A 14,052-nucleotide genomic window follows, 5' to 3' on the forward strand; every position below is an offset into this window, starting at 1 on the left:
AGAATCGGGCCTTTGCGCCTGAACGTTGCGGAGAAAAAGCATGGCGGGGAATGACCGCGAGCCAATAGGACGTAAGGGAAAACCCACGCGTCCGGCGAAAGAAAAAGTAAGCCGTCGTCGCCTCAGAGATGAGGACTATGACGATGACTATGAAGACGATGATGAGGATGAAGAACCGATGCCGCGTAAAGGAAAAGGCAAAGGGCGCAAGCCTCGGGGCAAACGCGGCTGGTTCTGGCTGCTGCTGAAGCTGTTTATTGTTTTTGTTGTGCTGATGGCAATTTACGGCGTGTACCTGGATCAGAAGATCCGCAGCCGTATCGACGGTAAAGTCTGGCAGCTACCTGCGGCCGTGTATGGCCGCATGGTGAACCTTGAGCCAGATATGTCCATCACGAAGAACGAAATGGTGAAGCTGCTGGAAGCCACCCAGTATCGCCAGGTGTCAAAAATGACGCGGCCCGGCGAATTTACCGTGCAGGCGAAAAGCATCGAGATGATCCGCCGTCCGTTTGATTTCCCGGACAGCAAAGAAGGCCAGGTGCGCGCGCGTCTGACCTTTGACGGCGATCGTCTGGACACCATCGAGAACATGGATAACAACCGTCAGTTCGGTTTCTTCCGTCTCGATCCGCGTCTGATCACCATGCTTTCGTCGGCAAACGGCGAGCAGCGTCTGTTCGTGGCGCGTAACGGCTTCCCGGATCTGCTGGTGGACACCCTGCTGGCAACCGAGGACCGTCATTTCTACGAGCACGACGGCATCAGCCTTTACTCTATCGGCCGTGCCGTACTGGCGAACCTGACCGCGGGTCGTACCGTGCAGGGGGCGAGCACGCTGACCCAGCAGCTGGTGAAGAACCTGTTCCTCTCCAGCGAACGCTCTTACTGGCGTAAAGCCAACGAAGCGTACATGGCCGTGCTGATGGACGCGCGCTACAGCAAGGATCGTATTCTTGAGCTGTACATGAACGAGGTGTACCTCGGTCAGAGCGGCGATAACGAAATCCGCGGCTTCCCGCTGGCCAGCCTGTACTACTTTGGCCGCCCGGTGGAAGAGCTGAGCCTGGACCAGCAGGCGCTGCTGGTGGGCATGGTGAAAGGGGCGTCCATCTATAATCCGTGGCGTAACCCGAAGCTGGCGCTGGAGCGTCGTAACCTGGTGCTGCGTCTGCTGCAACAACAGCAGGTGATTGACCAGGAGCTGTACGACATGCTGAGCGCGCGTCCGCTTGGCGTTCAGCCGCGCGGTGGGGTGATCTCGCCTCAGCCTGCGTTTATGCAGCTGGTGCGTCAGGAGCTGCAAAGCAAGCTGGGTGATAAGGTCAAAGATCTCTCCGGCGTGAAGATCTTCACCACCTTTGACTCGGTCGCCCAGGACGCGGCGGAAAAAGCGGCGGTGGAAGGTATTCCGGCCCTGAAGAAGCAGCGCAAGCTCTCCGATCTGGAAACCGCGATGGTGGTGGTTGACCGAAACACCGGCGAAGTGCGCGCGATGGTGGGCGGCGCCGAGCCGCAGTTTGCAGGCTACAACCGCGCCATGCAGGCGCGCCGTTCGATTGGTTCTCTGGCAAAACCGGCGACCTACCTCACCGCCCTGAGTCAGCCGAATCTGTATCGTCTGAATACCTGGATTGCGGATGCGCCGATCTCCCTGCGCCAGCCTAACGGCCAGGTCTGGTCCCCGCAGAACGATGATAAACAGTTCAGCGGCCAGGTCATGCTGGTGGATGCGTTGACTCGCTCCATGAACGTGCCAACGGTGAACCTGGGCATGTCGCTGGGCCTGCCTGCGATTGTCGACACCTGGCAGAAGCTGGGCGTATCGAAAGATCAGCTGCACCCTGTGCCGGCAATGATCCTCGGTGCTCTTAACCTGACGCCAATTGAAGTCGCCCAGGCATTCCAGACCATTGCCAGCGGCGGTAACCGTGCGCCGCTGTCGGCCCTGCGTTCGGTGATTGCCGAAGATGGCTCCGTGCTTTATCAGAGCTTCCCGCAGGCGGAGCGCGCCGTTCCGGCTCAGGCCGCCTATATGACGCTGTGGACGATGCAGCAGGTTGTGCAGCGCGGTACCGGGCGTCAGCTGGGGGCGAAGTATCCGGGCCTGCATCTGGCGGGAAAAACCGGGACCACCAACAACAACGTCGATACCTGGTTTGCCGGTATTGATGGCCGCGAAGTGGTGATCACCTGGGTAGGCCGCGACAACAACCAGCCGACCAAACTGTACGGGGCGAGCGGGGCGATGTCGATTTACCAGCGCTATCTGGCCAATCAGTCCCCGGTACCGCTGAACCTTGTCGCGCCGGAAGATATCGTGGATATGGGCGTTGATGGTTCCGGTAACTTTGTCTGCGGCGGCGGGATGCGCACCCTGCCGGTCTGGACGACCAATCCGGACTCGCTGTGCCAGCAAAGCCAGCCAGAACAGCCAGCGGGTAACCCGTTCGACCAGTCTTCTCAGCCTCAGCAGCCGCAGCAACAGCAGCCGCAGCAGAACGAGAAGAAGGACAGCGATGGCGTAGCCGGCTGGATTAAGGATATGTTTGGCGGTAACTAATTAGTTCGCTGAATAAAAGGCCGCTTTATTATAAAGCGGCCTTTTTTTATGATTCACAATTTGTAATTCTTTAATAAAGATAAATCCATAATTAAGAATTGCTAAGGTTTGTTATTTCTTATTTAAAACATGCTCTTGTGAAAGTTTGCTTTTGGTTGGTTTGTATACGGTCTGGACACTCGCAAGAATAATCTGATGTAATGTTCTTAAGGAATTATTGGTTTTCCTCAAATGTCGCTGGCTAAATCGCCTGGCGTGAGTGATATAAAAGATTAAATAACATTCTGACGCACTGTACAGTGGCGGGAATGGATGACTGCATCGAAATATATAAGGATATGAATATGAACAAGTCTGTTATTTCTTCATTTTTGGCTGGAAGCATTTTGGCTGCGCTGTCTCTGCCAGCATTAGCCTCGAGCGATTCAGGCACGGTGAATTTTGCCGGAAAAGTGGTGGCTGACACCTGTGAAATCAATGTCGACGGCTCCGGCACGACATCATCAACCGTGACGTTCGCCGATACCTATCCTTCCGACTTTGGCTCTGACGGCGCGGTGGGCACCACCAAAGCGTTTAAGATCGAAGTGAAAAAATGCGACCCGCTGGTTGCCAAGCTAAACCTCAAGTTCAGCGGTACGACGACGGACGCCGGGAAAAAACGGCTCAAAAACGATCTCAGCGGCGCGGGCAATGCCAGCAACGTTGGCATTATCGTCAGCAATGAAAACGGCTCGAAAGGCGACGTGGTGTTTGACGGCTCCGTGCCCGCTGCGGGCACCGATGTGGCAAACGATGAGACAGGAGCCACCGCGTCGGTCTTTAACTATACCGCGAAGGTGATTCAGATAGGCGATACGGCACCTACCGCTGGCCATTATTCCTCTTCGGCAACGTTCGAGGTTGTGTATCGCTAAATTATGACAGGCAGCCTTCACGGCTGCCATTTGGAACGCAGTATGAAGACTTTATTTAAATTGTTATGTGGTTGTTTAGTTATTTCTTGCCTGTCAGCGCAGGCCAGCGTGGTTCTTGGCGGAACGCGTATTATTTATCCTTCAAATAAATCTGAAGTACAAATAGCCCTTAAAAATAAAGATCCGCATACGCGTTATCTGGTGCAAAGCTGGGTCAGCTACGTCAATAATGCCAAAGCGCCCTTCGTTATTACGCCTCCTGTTTATAAGCTGCAGGAGAATCGTCAAACCCTTTTACACATTATTTTCACCGGCGATAAAAAAAGCCTGCCGTCAGACCGCGAATCGCTGTTCCTGGCAAACGTGAAATCGGTCTCCGCGCTGTCCCCGGAGCTGAAAGAGAAAAACACCCTGCAGTTCGCGATGAAAACGCGGCTGAAGCTTTTTTGGCGCCCGTCTCAGCTAAAAGAGGCCGATGCGCTGGTTGCGGATGAAAAAATGACGTTCCGTCGCCAGGGCGACACGCTTATCGCCAAAAACCCGACACCGTATTACATCTCCTTTGGCGACCTGGCCGTGGGCGGGAAAAGCGTACCGGTGGAAGAGACGGAAGCCACGCCGGGGGCCATCTCGATGATGGTCGCGCCGTTTAGCGAGCAGCGTTTTGCGTTGCCGAAAGGGGCGGCGGGTGCGGTGACCTGGACGGCAATCAATGATTTCGGGGCGCAAACTCCTCAGCGCAAGCAGGCCCTTTAACGAGATCGTGTTGGAATGCTATGTCATCGTCCTCTCACCATAAGCAGGTATTGTCCGGGATTGTGCTCGTGCTGTTCGCCGCGATCCCGCCTGCGTGGGCCGATGACGAATTCAACCTGCGGATCCTCGAGCTGGATACCCCGCTAGAAAATACCGCTACGCTCAAAAACTTCATTAACGATAACGGCTTGCTGGCAGGAAGCTATCTCACCACCATCGTGTGGGATCGGGACGTCGTGGACAAACGCGTCGTCAACTATGTGCTTTCTGACGATAAGCAGCGTCTTCTGCCGGAGCTGACCAAAGCGGACCTGCGTGAATACGGCGTGAACGTCGACGCCGTTCCGGATCTTAAAGATCTCGACGACACGACCTGCATCCGGGATATCTCCCATTTTATTGAACATGCTCGCTACGATTACAATCAGGATAACCAGACTCTGACGCTGGTCATTCCGCAGGTTTATCGTAGCCGCGCGGCTGCGGGCGCGATTAACCCGAAATTCTGGGATGACGGCGCCCCGGTGGCGTGGACAAGCTATCAACTCAGCGGTTCTCAGCAGCACTACAGCACCGGCCAAACCTCATCCACCTGGCTTGGCCTGACGTCGGGTCTTAATTTCGGCGCGTGGCGGCTGCGTAACAACAGCACCTGGAGTGATGCCTCGAGCTGGGAAGCCATCGCCACCACCCTTCAGCGCGATATCAAAACGCTCAAAAGCCAGCTTGAGCTGGGCCAGACGTACACCAACAGCGAGCTGTTCGACAGCGTGCAGATGACCGGCATGACGCTGGAGACGGATACGGCGATGCTGCCGGTCAGCCAGCAGGGGTTTGCGCCCGTCGTGCGGGGAATTGCCAACAGCGATGCAAAAGTCACCATTAAGCAAAACGGCTACATCCTTTATCAAACCAACGTCTCACCGGGGCCGTTTGAGATCCGTGACTTAAGCCAGGTTGCCTCCGGCTCGGATCTGGAGGTGACCGTTGAAGAGGCGGATGGCACGGAACACAGCTTTATACAGGCCAGCGCCTCGGTGCCGGTGCTCCAGCGCGAGGGCGGGTTTAAGTATTCGCTGGCGGCCGGACGTTATCGCGGTAATGAAGGGGAGGAGGAGCCTGCCTTCGTGCAGGGCACGGCCATTTATGGCCTGCCGTACGGCGTAACGGCCTACACCGGTGCGCAGGGGGCGTCGTTGTATCATGCGCTGCTGCTGGGCGTTGGCGCGGATTTGGGCCGTCTGGGCTCAGCCTCGGTGGATCTCACCTCCGCCCGAACCGCCTTTGACGACGGGCGTGACGACGCAAACGGACTTTCATGGCGAGCACAATATTCGAAAGATATTCCCGATACGGATACCACCGTTACGCTTGCCAGCTACCGCTATTCCACGTCCGGGTTTTATACCTTCCAGGAGGCCATCGATCAGCGCGACAGCGAGATTGATGACGGTATTTATACCTATCGCAGAACCAACAACCGCCGAAGCCGCATGCAGGTAAACCTTTCCCAGCAGCTTTCTGACTGGGGCTCGGCGTATCTTAACGGCTATCAGCAGGACTACTGGGATATGGACGGTCACGAGCGCAGCGTCAGCGCCGGGCTGAGCTCCAGCTGGCGGGATATTACCTGGTCGATAAGCTATAACCTGACCCGCACGCCAGATGCCGATACCGATCGGCAACTGGCGCTGAACGTCAACATCCCACTATCGCGCTGGCTCTCTAACGCATGGGCTAACTACAGCGTTAATACCGCAGGCGACGGGTTTGCCTCCCACCAGGTGGGGATCGGCGGTACCGCGCTTGAGGATAACAAGCTGAGCTATAACCTGCAGCAGACCTACGCCAACAAGGATACGGGCTATGGTGCGAGCGTATCAGGACGCTACCGCGGCTCGTCCGGCGAAGTTGGCATGGGGTACAGCTATGGTGGGGATAACCGGCAGTGGAACTACAGCGCGCAGGGGGCCATCGTGGCCCACGGACAGGGCATTACGCTGGGGCAGCCCGTGCGGGACGCCTTTGCGATTGTCCACATCGACGACGGAGATAACGTCAACGTTCAGAACGGGCGTGGCATTTATACCGATGCCTTTGGCAATGCGATCGTGCCGTCGCTGACGGCGTACCGACACAATACCCTCACGGTCAACACGCAGGATCGCAGCGATATTGATATTGACGCGGCAACGTTAGATCTCGTGCCGACAAAAGGGGCGGCGATACTGGCGACCTTTGACGCCCGCGTTGGGCGTCGCGCGCTGGTCGCCCTGCGCCACCAGGGGAAACCGGTGCCGTTTGGCGCCATCGTGGCGCTCGATAACACCACCGCGATTGTCGGTGATGAGGGCGAAGTCTACCTCTCCGGGCTCAAAGGACATACCTCGTTCAGCGCACAGTGGGGAGAGGCGCACGACGAACAGTGCCATGGGGACATCGATTTGCCGGATGGCAAAGCCGAGGGAATTATTAACACCGCGGTCAATTGCCGCTGAAGCAGGAGTAAATGCGCGTGAATATGCTGGTTAGAAGCTTTATCTCAGTCGTCGTGCTGGCATCCGCCTTGTTGATCCATCCGGCTTTTGCCGAATGTTCCTTCAGCGGCGGGGAGGGCGGCGTCGTGACCTTTCAAATTCCTCAGACCATTATTCTCGACCCCGATACGCCTGTCGGCACCATCATCTATGACAACAACGTCGAAAGCGACCTCATCACGGTACACTGCGGTGGCGCAGACGAGAAGATCCGACGCGGCTATTTAACCCTGACGGACGCCGACGCCCGCGAGGACGTTTTGCCCGGGGTTTATAAAACCAACCTGCCGGGTATTGGTATCCGCGCGGCTGCCTCGACCGAGCGGCTCCCCGTCTACACTGAGGATGATTTTGTGCGCCCCTGGCAATATTACGGTTCCATTCATGGCTATTCTGACGCTAAGGTTACCTTTCGCGCCGCCGCCCAGCTGGTGGTGATCGGTAAAGTTCAGGAAGGGGATGTGGATACCTCGCGCCTGACCGCGCAGGATACGCTAGGCGGGGCCGTGATTGGCGAGATGCGTTTTTCGCCCACCAGCGTTCATATCGTAACCAACACCTGTAACCTGGTTGACCGTAACATTTATGTCCCGCTCAAAACGATCAACTCGCAGGATTTTGTTGGAGACTACTCCGACATACTGACTGACAGCAGCTTTAAAATTGCAATAAACGACTGCAGGGCGGGGACGAAGGTGGATTATCAGTTTGTCAGTTCGCGATCGACGGGGCTGATTAACGACAATATTCTGGACATTGCCTCCGGCGATGCCGCCGCCCAGGGATTAGGCATTCAACTTCTCGACAACAATAACAATGTGCTGCAGTTCGACCAGACCTATACCGCGTTAACCACCACGGAGGACAACGCGCCGGTGGAGATCCCCCTTAAGGCGCGCTATGTCAAAATGGGGCCAATCAGACCCGGAAAAGTCGAAGCTGTCGCCACGTTCGAGCTGTTTTATCGCTAATGCTACCCACCCGCTGCGGCGGGTTTTGGCGATCCTTTCGCTAACATCATTAACCCCCTGTTTTCATCTGGTTAATTCTTAATCCCTTAATTCTGGTAGGGCCGCTTATTGCTTGCTATGCAACCGGCGTTTCGCCTATTATTCTTGCGCTCATAATAATAATTCTCGTTTACGTTATCATTCACTTTCACATCAGAGATTCAACATGGCGCTTTCCAATACTGCTCAGCCCATTAACACGTCGCGGCATAAAATCGCGATCGTCGTCGCCACAGCGGTTGCCGGCATGTCGGCGTATGCACATGCTGCCGAAACCCCGAAAAAAGAAGAAACCATTACGGTAACGGCCGCACCAGCAGCACAGGAAAGTGCGTGGGGACCTGCTGCGACGATTGCGGCAAGACAGTCTGCTACCGGCACGAAAACAGACACGCCAATCCAGAAGGTGCCGCAGTCTATTTCTGTGGTCACGGCCGAAGAGATGGCGCTGCACCAGCCTCGCTCGGTGAAAGAGGCCCTGAGCTATACGCCGGGCGTAGCGGTCGGCACGCGCGGTGCGTCGAATACCTATGACTATCTGGTGATTCGCGGCTTTGCGGCCGACGGTCAGAGCCAGAACAATTACCTCGACGGCATGAAGATGCAGGGCAACTTCTATAACGACGCGGTGATTGATCCCTACATGCTGGAGCGCGCCGAAATCATGCGCGGTCCGGTTTCCGTTCTGTACGGCAAAAGCAGCCCCGGCGGTTTGCTGAATATGGTAAGCAAGCGCCCAACCACCGAACCGCTGAAAGAAATTCAGTTCAAGATGGGCACCGACAGCCTGTTCCAGACCGGCTTTGACTTCAGCGATGCAATTGACGATGACGGCGTTTACTCATACCGTCTGACGGGCGTTGCGCGTTCGAACAATTCGCAGCAGGAGGGGAAAGGCGAGCAGCGTTATGCTATCGCGCCATCGTTCTCCTGGCGTCCGGATGACAAAACGACCTTCACGTTCCTCTCTTACTTCCAGAACGAGCCTGAAACGGGCTACTACGGCTGGCTGCCAAAAGAGGGAACGGTCGATCCGCTGCCAAACGGCGATCGTCTGCCGACGAACTTCAACGAAGGTGCGAAGAACAACACCTATTCCCGTAACCAGAAAATGGTGGGATACAGCTTCGACCACGAATTCAACGATACCTTTACCGTGCGTCAGAACCTGCGCTATGCGCAGAATAAAACCTCGCAAAACAGCGTTTACGGCTACGGCATGTGTTCCGATCCGCTTTACTCGAGTAATCCGGCATCCAGCCCTTGCGCGAGCGTTCCTCAGTCGCAGTGGGGACATACGCTGACTCGTCAGTATGTAATTGATAACGAGAAGCTGGAAAACTTTACTGTTGATACGCAGCTGCAAAGCAAGTTCGCGACGGGTTCTGTCGATCATACTCTGCTGACGGGCGTTGATTTCATGCGCATGCGCAATGACATTGATTCGTGGTTTGGCTATGCCGGCTCCGTTCCTCCCTCTGATATCTACAACCTCGATCGTAGCGACTTCGATTTCGGTTCACATCCTGGACCGTCAGGCGCCTATCAGGTGCTGAACAAGCAAAAGCAGACCGGTATTTATGCCCAGGATCAGATCGAGTGGGATAAAGTCCTGGTGACGCTGGGCGGTCGTTATGACTGGGCCAATCAGGAGTCTTACAACCGCGTGTTGAATACCACCTCTGAGCGTAATGACACTCAGTTCACCTGGCGTGGCGGCGTTAACTACCTGTTTGATAACGGTGTCACCCCTTACTTCAGCTACAGCGAGTCGTTTGAACCGGCTTCTCAGACCGGAGCGAACGGCAACGTCTTTGCACCGTCTAAAGGCAAGCAGTACGAAGCGGGCGTGAAATACGTGCCGAACGACCGTCCGATTGTTGTCACCGGTGCGGTATACCAGCTAACCAAAACCAATAACCTGATGGCGGACCCTGCGGGATCCTTCTTCTCCGTCGAAGGCGGTGAAATCCGCGCGCGTGGCGTTGAGCTGGAAGCGAAAGCGGCGCTGTCGGCGAGCGTGAACGTCGTCGGTTCCTATACCTATACCGATGCGGAATACACCACCGATACGAACTACAAAGGCAACACGCCTGCCCAGGTGCCGAAACACATGGCATCCGTATGGGGTGATTACACGATGTTTGATGGCCCACTGTCCGGCCTGACGCTGGGTACCGGCGTTCGCTACACCGGCTCCAGCAAAGGCGATCCGGCGAACACCTTCACGGTAGGCAGCTACACCGTGGTTGATGCGCTGGTCAGATACGATCTGGCGCGCGTGGGCATGGCAGGCTCGAACGTGGCGCTGCACGTGAACAACCTGTTCGATCGCGAGTACGTTGCCAGCTGCTTCAACACCTACGGCTGCTTCTGGGGTGCTGAACGTCAGGTTGTCGCCACTGCGACCTTCCGCTTCTAACCGCTCTTTGGGCACGGTTCGCCGTGCCCTTTTTATTTAAGTTGGCTGATATGCAGGATAATCAAACGCAATCCGACACCACCTTCACGCTCAATCATCTCTCCTTTCGCGTACCCGGACGCACGCTGCTGCATCCGCTCTCTCTGACGTTCCCGGCCGGTAAAGTGACGGGCCTGATTGGCCACAACGGCTCCGGTAAATCCACGCTGCTCAAGATGCTGGGGCGCCATCAGCCGCCGTCTGAAGGGGATATCCTGCTGGATGACCAGCCGCTGGAGAGCTGGAGCAGCAAGGCCTTTGCGCGCAAAGTGGCCTATCTGCCGCAGCAGCTGCCGCAGGCGGAAGGGATGACGGTACGCGAGCTGGTGGCGATTGGGCGCTATCCGTGGCACGGGGCGCTGGGACGCTTTGGCGTGGCCGACCGGGAGAAAGTGGAAGAGGCGATTGCGCTGGTGGGGCTCAAGCCGCTGGCGCACCGTCTGGTGGATAGCCTGTCCGGCGGCGAGCGTCAGCGGGCGTGGATTGCGATGCTGGTGGCGCAGGATAGCCGCTGCCTGCTGCTGGATGAACCCACCTCTGCGCTGGATATTGCCCATCAGGTCGACGTGCTGGCGCTGGTACATCGCTTAAGCCAGCAGCGCGGCCTGACGGTCATTGCGGTCCTGCACGATATCAACATGGCGGCGCGCTACTGCGATTATCTTGTGGCGCTGCGCGGGGGTGAGATGATTGCCCAGGGCACGCCGTCAGAGCTGATGCGCAGCGATACGCTGGAACATATTTACGGTATTCCGATGGGTATTCTGCCTCACCCTGCCGGGGCTGCACCGGTGAGCTTCGTCTACTGATGCTGGACAACATGCGCATTAGCCGCCGTCGCCTGCTGACGGCGATGGCCCTCTCACCGCTGCTGTTAAAAATGAATACGGCGCGTGCCGCCGTCGATCCACACCGCATCGTGGCCCTGGAGTGGCTGCCGGTCGAGCTGATGATGGCGCTCGGCGTGACGCCCTACGGCGTGGCGGATATTCCCAACTATAACCTCTGGGTGAACGAGCCGAAGCTGCCGGACTCGGTGATCGATATCGGCCTGCGTACGGAGCCAAACCTTGAGCTGCTTACCCAGATGAAACCCTCGTTCCTGTTCTGGTCTGCGGGCTATGGCCCGTCAGAAGAGATCATGGCGCGCATTGCGCCGGGGCGCGGTTTTTCCTTTAGCGACGGTAAAAAACCGCTGACCGTGGCGAAAAAATCCATAAACGAGATGGCGCATTTCCTCAACCGCGAGGGGGAGGCCAGAAAGCATCTCGACGAATTTGACGCTTTGATTGACTCGCTTAAGCCGCGCTTTGCGCACCGGGGCGATCGCCCGCTGCTGATGGTAACGCTGCTGGATGCCCGCCATGTGCTGGTCTTCGGTAAAAACTGCCTGTTCCAGGAGGTGCTGGACAGCTTCGGCATTCGCAACGCCTGGGAAGGGGAGATGACCTTCTGGGGCAGTACCGCCGTGGGGATCGATCGTCTGGCGGCGTTTCGCGATGTGGACGTGCTGTGCTTCGACCACGGCAACGAACGCGACATGCAGGCCCTGATGGCGACGCCGCTCTGGCAGGCGATGCCGTTCGTGCGCGAGGGGCGCTTCCAGCGCGCGCCCGCAGTGTGGTTTTACGGCGCGACGCTGTCGGCCATGCATTTTGCCCGCGTGCTGGATAACGCGCTGGGAGGCAAAGCATGAGCCAGCGTGTTGCCCGTTTCCCGCTGCTGCTGCTGTCCGCGCTTTTGCTGGCCGCGCTGGTGCTCACCGGGTTCAATCTCTCGACGGCGTTACCGCGCGCGCAGTGGGGCGTCGCGCTGGCCTCGCCGGACATCGACAATATTCAGCAGATGCTGTTCCACTACAGCCTGCTGCCGCGTCTGGCAATCTCCCTTTTGGTCGGGGCCGGTTTAGGGCTGGTGGGCGTGCTGTTCCAGCAGGTTTTACGCAACCCGCTGGCGGAGCCGACCACGCTTGGCGTCGCGACCGGGGCGCAGCTTGGGATCACCGTCACGACGCTGTGGGCATTGCCCGGCGCGTTAACCTCGCAGTTTGCGGCCCTCGCGGGGGCGTGTGTCGTGGGGGCACTGGTCTTTGGCGTGGCCTGGGGAAAACGTCTTTCGCCGGTTACGCTGATCCTGGCCGGGCTGGTGGTCAGCCTCTATTGCGGGGCGATCAACCAGCTGCTGGTGCTGTTCCATCACGACCAGCTGCAAAGCATGTTCCTGTGGAGTACCGGCACCCTTACTCAGACCGACTGGAGCGTTGTTGAGCGCCTGTGGCCGCAGCTGGTTGGCGGCGCGCTGCTGACGCTGCTGCTGCTGCGTCCGTTAACGCTGATGGGGCTGGATGATGGCGTGGCGCGTAACCTGGGCCTGGCGTTATCACTGGCGCGCCTGGCGGCGCTGGCGCTGGCGATTGTGCTCAGCGCGCTGCTGGTGAATGCGGTGGGGATTATCGGCTTTATCGGGCTGTTTGCGCCGCTGCTGGCGAAAATGCTCGGGGCGCGTCGCCTTCTGGCGCGTCTGATGCTGGCTCCGCTGATCGGGGCGCTGATCCTCTGGCTTTCCGATCAAATTATTCTCTGGCTGGCCCGCGTCTGGATGGAAGTTTCTACGGGCTCGGTGACGGCGCTAATCGGTGCGCCGCTGCTGCTGTGGCTGCTGCCGCGTCTGCGCAGCATCAGCGCGCCCGCGATGGATGCGGGCGATAAGGTTTACGCCGAGCGCCAGTCCGTGCTGTGGTTTAGCCTTGCGGGCCTGGCCGTGCTGTTGCTGGCTTCCTTTGCGGCGCTCGCTTTCGGGCGCGATGCAACCGGCTGGCACTGGGCCACGGGAGATTTGCTCAATGAACTGCTGCAGTGGCGCTGGCCGCGCATCTTCGCTGCGCTGATCGCGGGGGTGATGCTGGCGGTGGCGGGCTGTATTATTCAGCGTCTGACCGGCAACCCGATGGCGAGCCCTGAAGTGCTGGGGATCAGCTCCGGCGCCGCCTTTGGCGTGGTGCTAATGCTGTTCTTCGTGCCGGGTAACGCGTTTGGCTGGCTGATGCCTGCCGGGAGTATCGGTGCGGCAGTCACGCTGATGATTATCCTGATAGCCGCCGGTCGCGGCGGGTTTTCGCCACACCGCATGCTGCTGGCCGGGATGGCGCTCAGCACCGCCTTTACCATGCTTCTGATGATGCTGCAGGCCAGCGGCGATCCGCGTATGGCGAAGATCCTGACCTGGATTTCCGGCTCGACGTACAACGCCACCGGCAGCCAGGTGCTCTGGTCCGGAAGCGTGATGCTCGTGCTGCTGGCGATGGTGCCGCTGTGCCGCCGCTGGATGACCATTCTGCCGCTCGGCGGGGAAACCGCGCGCGCGGTGGGGATGGCGCTGACGCCAGCCCGCGTCGCGCTGCTGCTGCTCGCTGCGTGCCTGACGGCGACGGCAACCATGACCATTGGCCCGCTGAGTTTCGTCGGATTAATGGCACCGCACATTGCCAGAATGATGGGATTCCGCCGGACGATGCCGCATATCGTGATGTCGGCCCTGACGGGCGGGGTAATGCTGGTGCTGGCGGACTGGTGCGGAAGAATGGTGCTGTTCCCGTACCAGATCCCGGCGGGGCTGCTGTCGACCTTTATCGGCGCGCCGTATTTTATTTATCTGTTGAGAAAGCAGAGCCGGTAATAAAAGTAAACGGCAATCCTTAGATTGCCGTTTTAGGGTTTGCTCCCTCTCCCTGTGGGTGTACGGTCCGGGGACATGGTAGACAGGTGTTCGGGGACATGGTGAACACTTTTTAACATCCTTTACCCATGGT

General features: G+C 57.9%; 9 protein-coding genes. All 9 read left to right on the forward strand.

Annotated features, from left to right (window positions below; genetic code table 11):
* Positions 1 to 40: 40 nt before the first annotated feature.
* The 9 genes from mrcB (at position 41) to fhuB (ending at position 13,919) form a co-directional block, all read left to right on the forward strand.
* The gene (gene mrcB / locus L6R44_RS22910; protein ID WP_237425515.1) at positions 41 to 2,563 is read left to right on the forward strand and encodes a bifunctional glycosyl transferase/transpeptidase; all 2,523 of its coding nucleotides are present in this window, start codon (positions 41 to 43) and stop codon (positions 2,561 to 2,563) included.
* 308 nt (positions 2,564 to 2,871) lie between these two features.
* Positions 2,872 to 3,480 carry a fimbrial protein gene (locus L6R44_RS22915; protein ID WP_442876519.1) on the forward strand — a complete coding sequence of 203 codons (609 nt, stop codon included), beginning with the start codon at positions 2,872 to 2,874 and terminating at the stop codon, positions 3,478 to 3,480.
* 42 nt (positions 3,481 to 3,522) lie between these two features.
* The gene (locus tag L6R44_RS22920) at positions 3,523 to 4,236 is read left to right on the forward strand and encodes a fimbrial biogenesis chaperone (protein WP_032644117.1); all 714 of its coding nucleotides are present in this window, start codon (positions 3,523 to 3,525) and stop codon (positions 4,234 to 4,236) included.
* 20 nt (positions 4,237 to 4,256) lie between these two features.
* Complete coding sequence (locus L6R44_RS22925; RefSeq protein ID WP_237425517.1) at positions 4,257 to 6,734, forward strand: fimbria/pilus outer membrane usher protein; 2,478 nt, start codon at positions 4,257 to 4,259, stop codon at positions 6,732 to 6,734.
* Positions 6,735 to 6,757: 23 nt separating this feature from the next.
* Complete coding sequence (locus tag L6R44_RS22930) at positions 6,758 to 7,744, forward strand: fimbrial protein (RefSeq protein WP_237425521.1); 987 nt, start codon at positions 6,758 to 6,760, stop codon at positions 7,742 to 7,744.
* A 205-nt stretch (positions 7,745 to 7,949) separates the two neighbouring features.
* Entirely contained in the window at positions 7,950 to 10,205 is a 2,256-nt protein-coding gene (gene fhuA, locus L6R44_RS22935) for a ferrichrome porin FhuA (RefSeq protein ID WP_237425518.1), read from the forward strand.
* Between the two features lie 50 nt (positions 10,206 to 10,255).
* The gene (gene fhuC / locus L6R44_RS22940; RefSeq protein ID WP_032644120.1) at positions 10,256 to 11,053 is read left to right on the forward strand and encodes a Fe3+-hydroxamate ABC transporter ATP-binding protein FhuC; all 798 of its coding nucleotides are present in this window, start codon (positions 10,256 to 10,258) and stop codon (positions 11,051 to 11,053) included.
* Positions 11,053 to 11,940, forward strand: coding sequence for a Fe(3+)-hydroxamate ABC transporter substrate-binding protein FhuD (gene fhuD / locus L6R44_RS22945; protein WP_237425519.1), 888 nt, complete (start codon positions 11,053 to 11,055; stop codon positions 11,938 to 11,940). The genes fhuC and fhuD overlap by 1 nt, the downstream gene beginning before the upstream one ends.
* A complete protein-coding gene (gene fhuB, locus L6R44_RS22950; RefSeq protein ID WP_237425520.1) occupies positions 11,937 to 13,919 on the forward strand; it encodes a Fe(3+)-hydroxamate ABC transporter permease FhuB in 1,983 nt (660 codons plus the stop codon). Before fhuD ends, fhuB begins: the two co-directional genes overlap by 4 nt.
* Positions 13,920 to 14,052: the final 133 nt, after the last annotated feature.

Source organism: Enterobacter cloacae complex sp. ECC445 (assembly GCF_021892025.1).
Lineage (GTDB): Bacteria > Pseudomonadota > Gammaproteobacteria > Enterobacterales > Enterobacteriaceae > Enterobacter > Enterobacter chengduensis.